Genomic DNA, 15,866 nt, shown 5'->3' with positions numbered 1-15,866 from the left:
CTGCGATCTTTTGACCTTGATTTTCAGCGACCTCAAGGCCGCCAAGATCAAAAGATCGCAGCCTGCGGCAGCTCCTACAGGGGCTCCTCAGCGCAGGGTGAGGAGTCCTTTGACGAGGGGTTCAAGTTCCAGATCATTGACCGCCTTGACCTTCTCGATCATCACCACCGGCCAACTCTCCAACCCAAGGCAAGCCCCGAGCATCGCCCCCAGAATCGCCGCGATGGTGTCGGTGTCGCCACCCAGGCTGGCGGCCATGCACAGTGCATCAAAGGCATTCATTTCACCTATGGCCACTTGCTGGGCCAGGGCAAACGACACCACCACCGACTCCTGGGAAGCCACCGAGGTGCCGATCACGTCGTACAGCACATCGGCGAGCAACGCCTTGTCACTGTCGACGCTGATGCTGCGCGCCCAACTGATGCGCGAAGCGATTCGTCCGCCGGCTACCCAGTGACCATGGCCTTCGGCTTGCTGGGCGATTTGCTGGCCGAGGTTCAGCGCCTCGCCCAGGTCCATGCCGTTGATGCCGGCGGACACCACCGCCGCCACCGCCGCCGCGCTGGAAATGCCCAGCGTGGTGTTGTGGGTGACCTGGCAGGCCTGCACCACGGCATCGATGAAGCGCTCGGCTTTGGACACATCCGCGGCAATCCCGACCGGCGTGATCCGCATCGCCGCGCCATTGGTAGTGCCGTACCGACCGGCTTCTTCGGGCGAGTGGCCGGCGAGGATCATTTCGATCGCGCGCTTGGTCGAAGGGCCGAGCAAGTCCTGCGAGCCCTTGGCCTGCATCACGGCTTCCCATTCGATCAAGCGCTGTGCGAGTACCGCGGGTTGGATGTTGCCTTGACCTTCGACCAACAATTGACCGACCAGAATGGCTTGTTCGGTGTCGTCGGTGATCGAGCCCTTGGGCATATTGGCGGCGATCGGCTGATCGGGACCGGCATCTTCAAGGCCGGTGATCTCGCCAAAGCGCGCCTGAATCTGGCTGCGGCTAAGGGATTGGGTCGGCATGCCAAGCGCATCGCCCAGGGCCAGGCCGTAAAACGCGCCTAGCGCACGATCGAGCGCAGTCATTTCGATGGTCCGAATTGCAGGTGCAGGCGAAAATGCACAGGATCGAGCAGGCTTTCCACCTGTTCCATGAAACGGTTTTTCCGGTCATAGGTGGTGCGCAAGGCCTTAAGGAAAACCGTGCCGACCGGCCGCCCCAACAGTTCGGCATCGGTGGCGTTCAACGGCTCGGCGCCGATCCATTGATCACCGCGCTCGCCGATATAGCCATAGGCGGCCAACGTGATGGTCAGCGAGTTATCGATCAAGCCAACCCGCGGCAGGCTTTCCAGGCCGCCGGTAGCAGGCATCAATGAGCGTTCAAGGGAGACCAGCGTGCCATCGTTGGAGCGGCGGCGACGGTCCAGGGTGATGAACTGGTCAGTGCCGAAACGCGGTAGCAGGTCGGGACGGCTCACGGCTTCCAGCCGCAACACTTCGGTATTGACCAGTGCGCCGCTGTCGGCAAGGGCCTGCGCCCAGCCGCTGCGCTGATCCAGTACCACCCCGTCGAAGGTGACGATGGAACCGACCCCGCTTTGCGTCGCAATGTAGTTGCGCCGTTTCAACTCGGCTAGCGCTTCACGCAAGGTTCCTCGGCTGACTTTGAATTCTTGAGCCAACTGATGCTCGCCCGGCAGATGAAAACCGTCCTCCATGAGGCCGCTTTCGATGCGCCGGATGAGTTCGTCGACCACCCGTTGTTTCTTGTCGAATCGTACCTGTCTAATCATGTACAAATTGATACCCGAAACGAGTTGCGACGGGCAAGAAATATTTACGGGAGATGACAGAAGGGAGTGCGGCTTGATCGTTCCCACGCTCTGCGTGGGAATGCAGCCCGGGACGCTCTGCGTCCCTTTCGAGAGCTGGAACGCGGAGCGTCCCTTGAGGCATTCCCACGCGGAGCGTGGGAATGATCAGTTGTGGGGTTAACGCTGCTTGAGGCGGTCGATGACGACGGCCAGCAGGAGGATCGATCCGCGGATCACATACTGGTAGAACGTATCGATGTTCTTCAGGTTCATCGCGTTCTCGATGATCGCCAGGATCAACACCCCGGCAATCACATGCCGGATCATGCCGATCCCGCCACTGAGCGACACGCCGCCGAGCACGCAGGCCGAGATCACCGTCAGCTCGAAACCCTGGCCGATCATCGGCTGGCCCGAGGTCATGCGCGATGCCAGGATCACCCCGGCCAGTGCACCGATCAGGCCGTGTACGGCGAAGATGATGATCTTGGTCCGGTCAACGTTGACCCCCGCCAGCAGCGCCGCTTCCTGGTTGCCGCCGATGGCCATGGTGTTGCGCCCGTAGGTGGTGTAGTTGAGCAACCAGCCAAAGAACAGGAAGCAGACGATGGTGATCAGGATCGGCACCGGTACGCCGAACAACTGGCCGTTGCCGAACACGAAGAATGACTCCTGGGACACCCCCACCGCCTTGCCATTGGCAAAGATGTAGGCCAGGCCGCGCACGATCTGCATGGTCGCCAGCGTGGTGATCAGCGCATTGACTCGCAGCTTGGCAATCACGATGCCGTTGATCAGGCCGACGATCAGCCCCATCGCCAGCGCCGCGCTGACACCGAGAAAGACGCTGTCGGTGTCGCGCATCACCACGGCGGCAACCACCCCGGCGCAGGCGATCACCGACCCCACCGACAAGTCGAAATGCCCGGACGCCAGGCAGTACAACATGGTGCATGCCGCGATCCCGGTGGTGGAAATCGCCAGGCCCAGGCCGCGCATGTTCAATGGCGAGAGGAAGTTGTCGATCAGCAAGGTGCAGAGCACGAAGATACCGACGGCCGCCAGCAGCATCACCCAGTCATCGAGAAAGCGCCGCAGGTCCAGGGGTTTGCGTGCAGTCGGCAGGGTTTCGTTTTGGGTTGTCATCATAGTCACCTCTCAGTTCGCCACGCCGTCAGCGCGTTGGCGCGGCAAAGCCAGTTGCAGCAGGTTGGATTCATTGGCCTGTTCGCGGCTCAGTTCGCCGCGCAGTGCGCCTTCGCACAACACCAGGATGCGGTCGGAAATGCCCATCACTTCCATCAGGTCGCTGGACACCACGATCACCGCAATGCCGCTGGCGGCCAGGTTATGGATGATCTGGTAGATTTCGGCCTTGGCGCCGATGTCGATGCCACGGGTGGGCTCGTCGAGCAGCAGGACTTTCATTGGCATCGACAGCCAGCGACCGAGAATGGCCTTCTGCTGGTTGCCACCGGACAGGAACTTGATCTGTTGCCCGGCGTGTGGCGTTTTTACCTTCAGCGCCTTGATCTGCTTGTCGGCGTTGCCCTTCTCCCACAGGCCACGCAACAGGCAACCAAAGGTTGAATGCGCACCACGGGCGCTGATGTTGATGTTCTCGGCGACGCTTGCCAGCGGCAGGATGCCCTCCTTCTTGCGGTCTTCGGGACAGAGCAGGATCCCGGCCGCAATCGCATCCCGGGGCGAGCGCAGTTTCAGTTCATGGCCGCGCAGTTCAAGACGGCCGGCGCTGTTGCGTTCCAGCCCGCTAAGCAGGCGAAACAATTCCGTGCGCCCCGCGCCGACCAGGCCGAACAAGCCAAGGATCTCGCCCTTGTGCGCATCGAAACTCACCGGTTCGCGCAGGCCTGGCCCGAGCAGGCGGTCGACCTTCAACGCCACCGCGCCGCGCTGGCGCGGGCGGTAATCGTAGATGTCCTGAATGTCCCGACCGACCATGCAGGTGACCAACTGATCATGGGTCAACTCGCTCATGTCTTCGAAGGTGCGCACGTAACGGCCGTCCTTGAACACCGTCACCGCGTTGCAGATGCGGAACACTTCCTCCATGCGATGGGAGACGTAGAGCACCACTTTGCCTTCATCGCGCAGCCGACCGATGATCGCCATCAAGCGGTCGATCTCCCGCGCCGAAAGACTGCTGGTGGGCTCGTCGAAAGCAATGACATGCGCGCCACGGGACAAAGCCTTGGCGATCTCGACCAGCTGCCGCTGACCGAGCGACAGGCGCCCGACTTTCTCCTGCGGGTCGATTTCGTCGGCCAGGCCCCTGAGACAGGCCAGGGCTTGCTGGCGCAAAGTTGCGCGATTGATCAAGCCGAAACTGGCCGGCAAGTGACCGAGAAACAGATTTTCCGCCACGGTCATTTCCGGCACCAGGTGCAGTTCCTGATGAATCACCGCGACCCCGCTGCCAATGCTGTCGGCCGTGGACTTGAACGCCATCGTCTGGCCGCCTATCTGCAGGTCGCCACTGCTCGGGGTGTAGGCGCCGCCGAGGATTTTCAGCAGGGTCGACTTTCCGGCACCGTTCTCGCCCATCAAGGCATGAACCTGCCCCGGATGGGCGACGAAGTTAATGTTGTCCAGCGCCTTCACACCGGGAAAGGTTTTGCCAATCCCGTTGAAGCGCAAGCTGCCACTGCCACTCAAAGAGCTGCCGGTGTGTTGTTGTACTTGTGTTTGCGCCATAACCACCTCATCGCACAGATCAGGCAACCCTGCTGCCAGGGTTACCGATGAAATCAACCGGCCCTCAGTTCCACAGGCCGATCTTTTCCAGTTCCTGCTTGAAGTTGTCGCGCGTGATCAGTGTCACGTCATCCATGGCGGTGTATTTCGCCGGTTCTTTGCCGCTGGTGACCCACTCGTACATCATGCTGGCGGTGTTGTAGCCCTCGATGTGCGGGCTTGGCAGCATCGACCCGTAGAAGCCGCTGTCGGGTTTCTTAAGCTCGCCAATGGCGTCGGTGCCGTTGATGCCGATGCCGATCACGTTCGACGCGGCAAAGCCGGCGGCTTCAGTGGCACGCACGCCGCCCAGCACAGTGTTGTCGTTCATACCGCCGATAATCAGGTTCTTCGCCGCGCTCGGTAGCTTCACCAGTGCCGAGTTGGTGGCGTCCATGCTGCCTGGTACGTCGAGGGTTTTCAGGGCCGCGAACAGGATGTGGTCTTTGGGCATGCCGGCATCTTCCAGCGCCTTGACCGAGCCGTCGGTGCGTTTCTTGCCGGTGTCGAGTTCGTTGAAGGTATTGATCACCGCATAGGTGTCTTTCCACTCCCAACCGCGCTTCTTCGCCTCGGTGGCCATGGCGCTGCCTTGCTTCTGGCCGACTTCAAAGGCGGCCATGCCCAGGTAAGGGACGTCCTCCATGAACTTGCCGCTGGCATCGACGAAGCGGTCATCCACGGCGATCACTTTCAAGCCATTGAGCTTGGCCTTGGCCATGATTGCAGGGCCCAGGGACACGTCCGGCGGGCAGATCACGAAACCCTTGGCACCGTTGGCCGCCAGGCTGTCGATGGCCGACAGGGTTTTCTCACCGTCAGGCACGGCGATCTTGATCAGGGTGAAGCCCTTTTCCTTGCCAGCCTTTTCAGCGAAGGCCCATTCGGTCTGGAACCAGGGCTCCTCCGCTTGCTTGACCAGGAATCCGATTTTCACTTCCTCAGCCGCCAGCAGCGTGCTGCTCAGGCTGAACGCGCTGACCGCCACGGCGGCGCAGCATAGGGAACGGATGGCATGACGACGATTCATAAGCTGACTCCTTGTTGTTTTTGTTGAGCGTAGTGCCAATAGTCATATCGTATGATGATTGAATTTCAGGCGCAGTTTTGCACCTGAGACCCGGATGACCTAGTCGTGGTACATCACTGAGCGCCCGCCATCGATGGTGATGCACGAAGCGTTGATGAACGGTGCTTCATCACTGGCCAGGAACACCGCGGTCATGGCCACCTCGATTGGCTGGCCGATGCGCCGCGGCGGGTGCAGGTCGAAGGCGCGCTGACGTTCGGCATGGGGGTCGGCAAAGCCGTTCCAGTAGTCGACGTTCAATTGGGTTTCGATGTAGCCCGGCGCGATGGCGTTGACGCGAATGCCCTTGGGTGCGTATTCGATACCCAGGGCGCGGGTCAGGCCGAGCAGGCCGTGCTTGGCTACCGGATAAGGGAAGCAGCCTGGAATGATGTGGGTGGAATGGGTGGAGGCGATGTTGATGATGCTGCCGATGCCCTGCTCGATCATCTGCGGCAATACGGCCTTGCAGCCGTACCAGGCACCGTCCAGGTCAATGGCGAAGCAGCGACGCCAGTCTTCCTCGGTCATTTCCAACGGATCTCGGAACACGTTGACCCCGGCGCAATTGACCAGCACGTCGATTCGCCCGTGAAGCTCAACCGCCAGCCTGGCCATCGCCTGCAAGTCCTGCTGCTGGGAAACGTCGGCCTTGATCGCCACTACGTCAGCCCCTTTGCCCCGCCACTGTGCCGCGACGTTTTCGACTTTTTCGGCCTGGATATCGCTGATGACCAGCTTGGCCTGCTGGGAAGCGAAGGTCGCTACGATCGCCTCACCGATGCCCTGGGCGGCGCCGGTCAACAGTACGACTTTGTTTTTCAGGCGCTCGCCCTTGGGTGGCTCGGGCACCGGTGGTAACGAAAGAGGTTCAGCCATGGATCAGGACTCCTGTTCGAAAGCACGACGAAAACCGGACGTCAGGTCCGGTCAATAGGGCGTTGAGGAAGAAACAGGCAGGCGCGAAACGTTTCAGCATCGGGGTGCTTTGAAACGCGGACTCCACGAGGGAGTGCGGGGGAATATCGCTGCATCACTTCACCTGTTTTGTTTTTGTAAGTGTGAATGCGTGTAACTGATGGCGCCGACTATAAACCCGACGCGCAGGAAATCTCAATATATATATTCGCATCCCATATTTAGGGATTTAACCTGAAAACCGGCTACAGGACTTTCCTGCAACGTCGACGCGAATCGCCAGCACTGCCCCATCCAGCGGATGCCCAAGGGGGCTCGCGGCGCTGGTGATGTACAGGGTTTTCAAGTCCGCATCGCCAAATACGCAACTGGTCGGACGGCTGACGGGCAGTTCGATTACCCGATCGACCTGCCCGTCCGGTGTCAGCCTGAGCAGGCAACTGCCGTCCCATCGGGCATTCCAGACAAAACCCTCGGCGTCCATTGCCGAGCCGTCCGGGCCGCCGAGTGGATGAGGACCGAACCAGGCCTGTGCCGGGTCAAGATGGCCATCGGCACGAATGAAGTATCTGCACAACGTGCCGTCGAGACTGTCACCGAAATAGACGGTAGTGGCGTCGTCGCTCCACAACAATGTATTGGGGATGCCCAGCCCACGCAGCAGTGGCGTGACCCGCGCATCGCTATCGATTCGGAACAGGCCACCGCAACGCCGTTCGACGGGCAGGTCTTCGCCCTGCTCGCCGATGTTGTTCTGCATGGTGCCAAGCCACAGCCTGCCCTGGGAATCGCAGCGGGCTTCGTTCGCGCGGTTACCAGGCTGCGGATCCGCGACGCAAAACAAGCTCAGTCGCGGTTCCAACCCCGGGGAATCAAGGTCAAGCCGATACACGCCGCTGCTCAAGGTCACCAGCGCATCACCGCTCGCACAGGGGATGAACGCCGACACATGCTCCGGCATCTGCCAGATCTGCACGTTGGCGCCGATCAACCGCAGCGCCTGTTTGCCGGCAATGTCCACCCAGTACAGCGCCTGGGTCGGCGCATCCCAGAACGGACCTTCGCCGAGTTGCGCCCGGTGCTCGGTAACCGCAGTCAACGTCATGAAACCTCCTGCTTTTTTATTGTTTTTCGGTAGGAGCCGGCTGGCTGGCGATAGCGTCCTTAAGAGCCGCATCGCCAGCAAGCCAGCTTCTACAGGTTGTCAGCCGGCTTTTTTCCCGGCCATGACCTGCGGGTAATAGCGCTTGATCGCCAGGTCGGCGTTATCGATCAGGGTCATGCAGGCCCACACACCCCGCGCGGTGTCCCGGGCGGCGATGGCGTCGGCCATGTCTTTATGAATGGGCAAGGTGCGGCGCAGCTCGTCGGGGTTGGCGGCGGACACTTCGAAACACACTGCCAACAGCGCGCCCAGGGCCGGGACCATTTGCTCGATGAATTGATTGTGGCTGGCAGCGAGAATGCACTCGTGGAAGAGCTGGTCGGCGCGGTTGTAATCGACTCCGCTTTCCACCGCTCGCGCCAATGCGTTGTAGGCTCGTAAAATGGCATCGAGCTGTTCGGCGGTCGCACGCTCGCAAGCCCAGCGCACGGCCATCGGTTCGATGGTGCGGCGCAAGTCGAGCAAATCATCGACGAAGTTTTCCGGCAAGCCGCTGCGTGACAGCCAACCTACGACCTGTGGATCGAAGAGGTTCCAGCGCCGTACCGGCAACACCCGCGTACCGACTTTCGGCCCGACTTCGAGCATGCCCTTGGCAACCAGGGTCTTGATGGCTTCGCGGATAACGGTGCGACTGACACCCAGTTGTTCGCCGAGGTCAGCTTCGACCTTGAGCGTCTCCCCCGGCTTGACGTGCCGGGCAGCGATCCAGCAGCCCAGCCAATCGACCGTCGAGGCGTGAAAACTGCTGGACATGGACACCTCAAAACCGTTTGTGATGGGTGTCCACGCTAATCATCATATGATTGGCTGTCAATTTGATTTTGTGAGGAACTGCCGAAATCATTGTGGGGGAAGTGTCAGGGCTCAAGGCCGATGGGGAAGAACTCTCCACCGCTCCACACGCCTAGCCATCGCTGCCCGTCGATCTCCCGCGTCACCGCCAGCTCTACCAGTTGGTAGAACACATTGCGATGGATCAGCGCTTCGAGATTGGTGCGCACATGCACGTAAGGCGCCGGCTCTTGAGTGGCTGGATCGATCACCACGCGAATCGGGTGCTCGGGACCGGCCTCGGTGGTTTCGTCGACATTGGTGGTGAAGCGCAACACCTGCGCCTCGCCCTCGCCGTCCACGTCCACCGCAATCGCCACGAAAGGCGCATCGTCGACCTTGATCCCGACCTTCTCGACCGGAGTGATGAGGAAGTAATCATCACCGTCGCGGCGAATGATGGTGGAGAACAGCTTGACCATCGGCTTGCGTCCGATCGGCGTGCCCAGGTAATACCAGGTGCCGTCGCGGGCGATGCGCATGTCGATGTCGCCGCAAAAATCGGGGTTCCACAAGTGGACCGGTGGCAAGCCTTGGGTCTTGGGGATTTGCCCCAGCAGGTCATTGGCTTTTTGCGGGCCACTCATGGTGCTCTCCTTGAAATTACTGGTCGCTGAGCCCCAACAGGCTACGCGCGTACTGCTGCAGCGGCGGGCCCATCAGGTCTTCGGGTTTTTCGTCGTGGAATGTCAGTAGACCGCCACGACTGTTGATACGTGCAGTATCAATCAAATACTGGGTGCTGGTCTCGATCAACATGATCTGAATCACGCCGGTATCGATACCAAGGCGATCCACGGCCTCCTGATCCAGCCATTCATCCGAGTTGCCAATGCGGTCATCGGACTTGGCGAAACGGGTATAGAGCAGGTAGTGGGCACCGACGGCACGGGCTTCGCCCATGGCCTGGTCAAGGCCTTGCGGTGTGCGGGCGCGGCGGACCATCGGGAAATACTCGACGAAACCATCGAAGGCGACTTCGGCGATCACATTGGGGCGCGGGTAGACGGCGCTGCCCGGCGGCATAAAGGCGCCCTGGGCAATGTAGACGAACGAGTCCGGCTGGATACGCAGGTTATTCACCCGGCGGCTGTCGCTGTGGTCCAGCAGGCCGGCGTCACTCATGTGGTAGCGAGTCCCTTCGGCCATGTCGCTGACATTCATGCAGCCACCGAGCGCCATAATGGCCAGCAGCAAAACCAGGCTACGCATCCTATCCTCCAGGGGCCGGTGACGGAAAACCGGCGAATGGCCGTAGGATGCAGCTTTTGCGCCAGCTCAAGTGCGTCGCCGCTTGATAAATCGCATTCGCGAGCAGGCTCGTTCCCACAAGGGTTGGCGCCATACCTGCTCGCGAAGAGGCCGACTCAGCCGCCGATAATCTTCATGACGGTAGCACCACCGGAAAACGCCACTTCCTGCTTGTCGCCCAACGCCTTGACCAACAACCGCTGTAACGCCGGAAGCGCCTGATGACGCGGCTTGTCCAGCAGATCGCCAACATAGTGGCGATTGCTTGACGACAAACAGCCATGCAGCCAGCCCGTGGACGACAGGCGCAACCGCGAGCAGGTGCGGCAGAACGGCACGCTTTCATTGGCGATCACGCCGAAATGCCCCAGCCCCGGAATTTCATAACGCACAGCGGTGGCATCGACAGGCGCATCGGCCTGGAGATATTCATAGCGCTCGCCGATCAGGCCCAGCAGCTGTTGCAGGCTGACAAACTGCTGCAGGAAGGCATTGGAGTCGCTGGCCAGGTGGCCCATGCGCATCAACTCGATGAAGCGCAGTTCATAACCGCGTTCCAGGCAGTAATCGAGCAGCGGCATCACCTGATCGAGGTTCTGGCCGCGCAGCGGCACCATGTTGACCTTGACCTTCATGCCCGCTGCACGGGCCTGGTCCATGCCCTCAAGCACCGTCGCCAGATCACCGCCACGGGCAATGCCGCGAAACGCAGAAGCGTCGAGGGTATCGAGGGAAACGTTGATGCGTCGAATGCCGGCATCCACCAGGATCGGCAGCTTCTTCGCCAGTAGCTGGCCGTTGGTGGTCAGGCTGATGTCCTGCAGCCCCATCTGGCCGACGGCCGCCATGAAGGCTTCGAGTTTCGGACTGACCAGCGGTTCGCCACCGGTGATGCGCAAGCGCTCGATACCCGCCGCTTCGATCAGGTACGCGACGCCACGCGCCATGGCTTCGGCCGACAATTCATCCTGCGCAGCCACCAGCCGCTTGCCGTTGGGCACGCAGTAGGTACAAGCGTAATTGCAGGCTGAGGTCAGGCTGACTCGCAAATTGCGAAAACGCCTGCCTTGTCGGTCAACGATCATGATCACTCCGGCGCAAGAATATTCGGGCTTGCTAAAACTTGACTCACAATTCAAGTTTTAGCAAGCCCTCTGCCTGAGTATATTCCTGCGCTGCTGCGCCATGTAGCGAAATAACGAGCAATAAGGTGGCTGAATGGCTCAGCTGCTCGGGGTATCGCTGTCCCGCTTGCGCTTGTTGCCCATGCGCACGCCGATGTCCATCAGGAACTGGAAGAAGCCTTCCTGGTCTTCCAGCACATTGCTCCAGAACGGCGAGTGGTAGAGCGCCACGGCTCCGTGCACCAGCGCCCAGGACGCGCAGTAATGGAAATAAGGTGGCACGTCTTCAAGCTTGCCTTCGCTGATCCGGCCCTTGATAAGCAAGGTCAAGCGTTCGAAGTTCGAGGCGCGGATCTTGTGCAGCTCCTCGACCATCTCCGGCACCTGGTTGCCCTTGACGACCTTTTCTTCCAGGCGGTCAAACAACCGGTACCGCTGCGGGTCGCGCATGCGGAATTCGAAATAGGCGCGGGACAGGGCCTCCTTGTCCTTGTCGACATCGGCCGAATGCAACAGCTCGTTCAAATCGCGCTCATAGTCGAGCATCAGGCGCAGATAGATTTCGGCCTTGGACTTGAAGTGCTTGTAGATCGTGCCTTTGCCGATACCGACAGCATCAGCAATCATCTCGACGGTGACACTGTCTTCACCCTGGTCGAGGAACAGCTTGAGCGCGGTATCGAGAATTTCTTGCTCGCGGCGACGAAACTCACGGACCTTACGAGGTTCTTTATGCATAAGAAAAGGTCTGTAGGGGTCAAAATTCGAAGCCGCGTATTATGCCTAAATTGCGCAAAAATGCACGGATCATCCGACCATATCTGTGTTTCTTGATGATTTCTCGCAACATCGTCTGTTGATGAGAACTCTTCTGAAGCGCCCGTATTCCAAATATGTTTAAAAACCACGGCCTACAAACTGGACGGTGCGAAATACTGATCAATACTTGAACTGTCGGCGGGGCATCTCCCCCAAGTGTCACGCCGATATTGGTACCAACGGACCGCGTGCCATTGTTTTACTCCTAATGGTCTTAACCCGGATTCACCCCCCAGAACCCGGGTTTTTTTTGCCTGCGATTTAGCCTTTTACATGCGCCAACGGAAACAACCGCTTGAAGTTCTCAGTGGTCTGCTCGGCAAATCGCTCGTAGGGCTCACCCCGCAACATTGCCAGAAATTCCGCTACTTCGCGCACGTACTGCGGCAGGTTCGGCTTGCCACGGTAAGGGATCGGCGCCAGGTACGGTGAGTCGGTTTCCACCAGCAAACGATCGGCCGGCACCTTGCTTGCCACATCGCGCAACGCGTCGGCGTTGCGGAATGTGACAATCCCGGACAGGGAAATGTAGTAACCCATGTCCAGGGCGGCTTTCGCCATGTCCCAGTCCTCGGTGAAGCAGTGCAGCACGCCTGCCTGGGGCAGCGCCGCCTCATGCAGCAGGTTCAAGGTATCGGCGCGTGCGCCTCGAGTGTGGATGATCACCGGCTTGCCGGTCTGCTGCGCTGCTTGCAGGTGCAATCGGAAAGATTGCTGCTGCAACTCCGCCGCTTCCGGCTCGTAGTGATAATCCAGACCTGTTTCACCGATCGCCACCACGCGCGGATGGTTGAGCTCGTGCAACAGCCAGTCCAAGGCAGGCGCCGCCCCCGGCTGCACATCCAGCGGATGCACGCCGACTGAACAATCGACATCGTCATAGCGCTCGGCCAGGGCTTTGACATCGGCCGCGTTGTCAGCGCTGACGCCGATACACAGGAAGTGCCCTACCCCACGCTGGCGGGCCGCATCCAGGGCGGCATCCAACGAGCCGTCATGGGCGGCAAGGTCGAGGCGATCAAGGTGACAATGGGAATCTACGAGCATAAAGGGCTGCAACTTACATCGTATGAGTGGGACGGTCGGATTTCAGTGGTCCGGCCAGGTAGGTTTCGATTCGACTGCATGCAGTATTATCGCCTTCAATGACGGCTGATGCGCAGACTCCAGGCGCAGGCGGTCACCTCTGGGCAGGCAGCGTCGCCCATTGCACCAGCAGCGCCTCCAGCAACAACACCCGGTTGAGGTTGGCTTTACTCAATACCTTCTGGCGCTGGGCGAGAATCCAGTCCTGGATATTCAGGACTTTGTCCTGAGCGGTTTTTTGCGCCAGGTACTGGATCACCTTGCGCATGTCCGTCAGCCCCAACCCTTCTTCATCCTGGGTCAGCTGATAGCGCAGGATCAGGCTCGACCAATCACAGAACCAGTCGAACAGCAGCAACAACGGAATCGCATTCCAGCCTTCGGCCAACTGTGTCGGCGATTGTTGCTGCTTGAGCAACTTCTTCACCCCATCGACCACTTGCGCGCGCTGCTCGCGCACGCCCTGGGCGTTCAGGTTCACGGCGGCCAGAGGCGAACCGGCTGCCAGCGTCAGCAACTCGATGCGCTCTTGCGGCGAACAGTCCGGCAAGGCCGTGGCCAGCCAGTCCAGACTCATGGCCTCGCCCGGCAGCGGACAGGCTTGCTGCACACAGCGACTCTTGATGGTCGGCAACAGCCGACTGGGCTGGTGGCTGACCAATAGTAATACCGTGTCGCCAGACGGTTCTTCCAGGCTTTTGAGCAAGGCGTTGGCGGCGTTGATGTTCATCGACTCGACCGGTTCGATCAACACTACTTTACGCCCACCCAGTTGCGCGGTCTGCACCACGAAACTGACCAGGTCGCGCACCTGGTCGACCTTGATTGCCTTGTCGGCTTCTTCCGGCTCCAGGATGTAGTTGTCGGGATGACTGCCGGCCTTGAGCAACAGGCACGACTTGCATTCGCCACAAGCGCCCTGCGGGGTCGGACGCTGGCACAGCAAACTGGCCATCAAGCGTTCGGCCAGGGCCCGCTTGCCGATTCCGGCCGGGCCATGCAGCAAATAAGCATGGGCGTGTTGCGCACGACCCGCCAGTTGCTGCCAGAGGCTGTCTTGCCATGGATAGGCTTCAGCCACGGCTCAGCTCCAACAGGCGTGGCAGCAGGGCATCCAGGGATTGCTGGACCTGTGCCAACGGTTGTGCGGCGTCGATCAGCACGTACCGCGCAGGCTCCGCTGCTGCGCGCTTGAGGAAGGCACTGCGCACGGCATCGAAAAAGGCCCGGCCCTCCAGCTCAAAGCGATCCAGACGTCCACGGGCACTGGCGCGCGCCAGCCCCACTTCCACCGGCAGGTCGAAAATCAACGTCAGGTCAGGGCGCAGATCGCCTTGGACAAAGGTTTCCAGCGTCGCAATACGTTCCAGCGACAAGCCGCGGCCACCGCCCTGGTAGGCGTAGGTCGAATCGGTGAAGCGATCACATAACACTACGGCACCGCGGGCCAGCGCCGGGCGTATGACTTCGGCCAAGTGCTGGGCGCGCGCCGCGAACACCAGCAACAGTTCAGTGTCCGGGTTCATGACCTCATCGACCGGCGCCAACAGCACTTCGCGAATGCGTTCGGCCAGCGGCGTGCCGCCCGGTTCGCGGGTCAGCAGCACCTCGATACCGGCAGCGCGCAGGCGTTCGGCCAGGTATTCGCGATTGGTGCTCTTGCCGGCGCCTTCCGGGCCTTCCAGCGTAATAAACAAGCCAGTCACAGGCAGTCCTTAGTCAGATTCATTGCGGGCTTTGCGGTGGTGTTGTGTTCGGTTCGGATTGCGGTTCCGGCGTTGCAGCAGGTTCAGGCACGGGATCTTGCGCGGGCACCGCAGGTGCAGCCTCGGGCGCTGAGTCTGACGCTGAGTCTGGCGCTGAGTCGGGCGAAGCCGCCGGGACAGGGGGCTGGGCTTCGGAAGCCTCGGGCTGCGTCGTTTCGGTTTGCGGCACCTCCATTGGCGGTGCATCGGTTGGCGACGCCTCGGAATCCGGCGTTTCGGGCGAGCCCACCGGTGCCGGACTGGAGCGATAATCGGCGCGACGCTTGAGCTGGAACTCTCGCACGGCATTATTGTGCGCGTCCAGATCATCGGAGAACACATGGCTGCCGTCGCCGCGAGCGACAAAGTAGAGGCTGGTGCCTTCCACCGGATTGAGTGCCGCGTGGATGGCTTCGCGGCCGACCATGGCAATCGGTGTCGGCGGCAAGCCGGAAATCATATAGGTGTTGTAGGGGGTCGCTTCCTTGAGATGGGCGCGAGTCAGCTTGCCGTTGTAACGGTCACCCAGGCCATAGATCACCGTTGGGTCCGTTTGCAACAGCATGCCGATCTCCATCCGACGCACGAACACGCCGGCAATTTGCCCGCGCTCCTGTGGCACGCCGGTTTCCTTCTCCACCAGCGAGGCCATGATCAGGGCTTGATAGGGACCGGAGTAAGGCAGGTCGGCGGCACGCTGACTCCACTCCTTGGCCAGTACGTCGTCGAGGCGCTGGTAAGCGGTTTTGAGCAATTCGGCGTCGGTCATGCCACGCACGAAGCGATAAGTGTCGGGAAAGAATCGTCCCTCGGGAAAAATCCCGCTATGGCCGAGCTTGTCCATGACCTGGCTGTCGCTCAGGCCTTTCAAGGTTTGCTCGAGCTTTTCTTCCTTGGCCAGGGCCGCACGGACCTGATGGAAATTCCAGCCTTCGACCAGGGTCAGGCTGTATTGCACCATTTCCCCGCGCTTCCACAGATCGATCAGACCTTCGACGGTCATGCCGGGCGTCATGCGGTACTCGCCGCTGTGCAACGGCTGCTTGGGCAAATTGAAGCGCCAGTAGACGCGCAGCCAGAACGCGTCCTTGATGACGCCATCGGCTTCCATTCGCAGGAAAGTGCGGTTCGGGGTAGTGCCCTTGGGCACCTCCAGCAATTCTTCCTGTTTGATATTCAGCGGCTGTACCAGCGCCGAATGAATTTTCCAGGCAGAAGCACCTAACATCAGCCCCGCCAGAACCAGTCCGGTTTCCAGCAGCAGCAAGAATTTACGTCTCACGT

Annotated in this window: 16 protein-coding genes and 1 pseudogene; all 17 read right to left on the bottom strand. The window is 60.4% G+C overall.

Translation table 11 applies throughout. From position 1 onward, the window contains the following. Positions 1 to 87: 87 nt before the first annotated feature. Positions 88 to 1,086, bottom strand: coding sequence for an ADP-ribosylglycohydrolase family protein (locus AC1Q8Q_RS21515; protein ID WP_489326141.1), 999 nt, complete (start codon positions 1,084 to 1,086; stop codon positions 88 to 90). Continuing rightward, on the bottom strand, positions 1,083 to 1,796 hold the full coding sequence (locus AC1Q8Q_RS21510) for a GntR family transcriptional regulator (protein ID WP_020799951.1): 714 nt from the start codon (positions 1,794 to 1,796) through the stop codon (positions 1,083 to 1,085). The genes AC1Q8Q_RS21515 and AC1Q8Q_RS21510 overlap by 4 nt, the downstream gene beginning before the upstream one ends. A 198-nt stretch (positions 1,797 to 1,994) precedes the next feature. After that, entirely contained in the window at positions 1,995 to 2,963 is a 969-nt protein-coding gene (gene araH / locus AC1Q8Q_RS21505; protein ID WP_032832152.1) for an L-arabinose ABC transporter permease AraH, read from the bottom strand. A 12-nt stretch (positions 2,964 to 2,975) separates the two neighbouring features. Next, entirely contained in the window at positions 2,976 to 4,532 is a 1,557-nt protein-coding gene (gene araG / locus AC1Q8Q_RS21500; RefSeq protein WP_033043754.1) for an L-arabinose ABC transporter ATP-binding protein AraG, read from the bottom strand. 64 nt (positions 4,533 to 4,596) lie between these two features. Next, entirely contained in the window at positions 4,597 to 5,601 is a 1,005-nt protein-coding gene (locus AC1Q8Q_RS21495; protein WP_083349643.1) for a substrate-binding domain-containing protein, read from the bottom strand. A 99-nt stretch (positions 5,602 to 5,700) separates the two neighbouring features. Beyond that, complete coding sequence (locus tag AC1Q8Q_RS21490; protein WP_020799948.1) at positions 5,701 to 6,519, bottom strand: SDR family oxidoreductase; 819 nt, start codon at positions 6,517 to 6,519, stop codon at positions 5,701 to 5,703. Between the two features lie 268 nt (positions 6,520 to 6,787). Beyond that, positions 6,788 to 7,663: an SMP-30/gluconolactonase/LRE family protein gene (locus AC1Q8Q_RS21485; protein WP_492615469.1), complete on the bottom strand. Its 876-nt coding sequence runs from the start codon at positions 7,661 to 7,663 to the stop codon at positions 6,788 to 6,790. Positions 7,664 to 7,762: 99 nt separating this feature from the next. After that, positions 7,763 to 8,479 carry a FadR/GntR family transcriptional regulator gene (locus AC1Q8Q_RS21480; protein ID WP_168758793.1) on the bottom strand — a complete coding sequence of 239 codons (717 nt, stop codon included), beginning with the start codon at positions 8,477 to 8,479 and terminating at the stop codon, positions 7,763 to 7,765. 104 nt (positions 8,480 to 8,583) lie between these two features. Beyond that, positions 8,584 to 9,144, bottom strand: a complete 561-nt coding sequence (locus AC1Q8Q_RS21475; RefSeq protein WP_033043579.1) for a DUF1285 domain-containing protein — start codon at positions 9,142 to 9,144, stop codon at positions 8,584 to 8,586. A 16-nt stretch (positions 9,145 to 9,160) separates the two neighbouring features. Further along, positions 9,161 to 9,769 (bottom strand): DUF4823 domain-containing protein, encoded by a 609-nt coding sequence (locus AC1Q8Q_RS21470; RefSeq protein WP_168758794.1) that lies wholly within the window; start codon positions 9,767 to 9,769, stop codon positions 9,161 to 9,163. 155 nt (positions 9,770 to 9,924) lie between these two features. After that, on the bottom strand, positions 9,925 to 10,893 hold the full coding sequence (locus AC1Q8Q_RS21465; RefSeq protein WP_033043580.1) for a GTP 3',8-cyclase MoaA: 969 nt from the start codon (positions 10,891 to 10,893) through the stop codon (positions 9,925 to 9,927). Between the two features lie 138 nt (positions 10,894 to 11,031). Beyond that, the gene (locus AC1Q8Q_RS21460) at positions 11,032 to 11,670 is read right to left on the bottom strand and encodes a TetR/AcrR family transcriptional regulator (RefSeq protein ID WP_007945721.1); all 639 of its coding nucleotides are present in this window, start codon (positions 11,668 to 11,670) and stop codon (positions 11,032 to 11,034) included. Positions 11,671 to 12,012: 342 nt separating this feature from the next. Next, on the bottom strand, positions 12,013 to 12,798 hold the full coding sequence (locus AC1Q8Q_RS21455) for a TatD family hydrolase (RefSeq protein WP_020799942.1): 786 nt from the start codon (positions 12,796 to 12,798) through the stop codon (positions 12,013 to 12,015). Positions 12,799 to 12,811: 13 nt separating this feature from the next. Beyond that, a pseudogene (locus AC1Q8Q_RS21450) lies at positions 12,812 to 12,895 on the bottom strand (PilZ domain-containing protein); the annotation flags it as partial. 36 nt (positions 12,896 to 12,931) lie between these two features. Continuing rightward, a complete protein-coding gene (locus AC1Q8Q_RS21445) occupies positions 12,932 to 13,918 on the bottom strand; it encodes a DNA polymerase III subunit delta' (protein WP_033043583.1) in 987 nt (328 codons plus the stop codon). Further along, positions 13,911 to 14,543: a dTMP kinase gene (gene tmk, locus AC1Q8Q_RS21440; protein ID WP_020799940.1), complete on the bottom strand. Its 633-nt coding sequence runs from the start codon at positions 14,541 to 14,543 to the stop codon at positions 13,911 to 13,913. Before tmk ends, AC1Q8Q_RS21445 begins: the two co-directional genes overlap by 8 nt. 19 nt (positions 14,544 to 14,562) lie before the next feature. Continuing rightward, positions 14,563 to 15,864 carry an endolytic transglycosylase MltG gene (mltG, locus tag AC1Q8Q_RS21435; RefSeq protein ID WP_033043584.1) on the bottom strand — a complete coding sequence of 434 codons (1,302 nt, stop codon included), beginning with the start codon at positions 15,862 to 15,864 and terminating at the stop codon, positions 14,563 to 14,565. Positions 15,865 to 15,866 lie beyond the last annotated feature (2 nt).

The organism is Pseudomonas sp. GW823-FHT06B06, from assembly GCF_058795195.1.
Note: the sequence above shows the minus strand (reverse complement) of the source record. Positions and strands in the feature narration are given on the sequence as shown.

Coding starts and splice junctions, on each gene's coding strand:
- AC1Q8Q_RS21515 (WP_489326141.1), bottom strand. CDS start 1,086: ATGACTGCGCTCGATCGTGCGCTAGGCGCGTTTTACGGCCTGGCCCTG.
- AC1Q8Q_RS21510 (WP_020799951.1), bottom strand. CDS start 1,796: ATGATTAGACAGGTACGATTCGACAAGAAACAACGGGTGGTCGACGAA.
- araH (WP_032832152.1), bottom strand. CDS start 2,963: ATGACAACCCAAAACGAAACCCTGCCGACTGCACGCAAACCCCTGGAC.
- araG (WP_033043754.1), bottom strand. CDS start 4,532: ATGGCGCAAACACAAGTACAACAACACACCGGCAGCTCTTTGAGTGGC.
- AC1Q8Q_RS21495 (WP_083349643.1), bottom strand. CDS start 5,601: ATGAATCGTCGTCATGCCATCCGTTCCCTATGCTGCGCCGCCGTGGCG.
- AC1Q8Q_RS21490 (WP_020799948.1), bottom strand. CDS start 6,519: ATGGCTGAACCTCTTTCGTTACCACCGGTGCCCGAGCCACCCAAGGGC.
- AC1Q8Q_RS21485 (WP_492615469.1), bottom strand. CDS start 7,663: ATGACGTTGACTGCGGTTACCGAGCACCGGGCGCAACTCGGCGAAGGT.
- AC1Q8Q_RS21480 (WP_168758793.1), bottom strand. CDS start 8,479: ATGTCCAGCAGTTTTCACGCCTCGACGGTCGATTGGCTGGGCTGCTGG.
- AC1Q8Q_RS21475 (WP_033043579.1), bottom strand. CDS start 9,144: ATGAGTGGCCCGCAAAAAGCCAATGACCTGCTGGGGCAAATCCCCAAG.
- AC1Q8Q_RS21470 (WP_168758794.1), bottom strand. CDS start 9,769: ATGCGTAGCCTGGTTTTGCTGCTGGCCATTATGGCGCTCGGTGGCTGC.
- AC1Q8Q_RS21465 (WP_033043580.1), bottom strand. CDS start 10,893: ATGATCGTTGACCGACAAGGCAGGCGTTTTCGCAATTTGCGAGTCAGC.
- AC1Q8Q_RS21460 (WP_007945721.1), bottom strand. CDS start 11,670: ATGCATAAAGAACCTCGTAAGGTCCGTGAGTTTCGTCGCCGCGAGCAA.
- AC1Q8Q_RS21455 (WP_020799942.1), bottom strand. CDS start 12,798: ATGCTCGTAGATTCCCATTGTCACCTTGATCGCCTCGACCTTGCCGCC.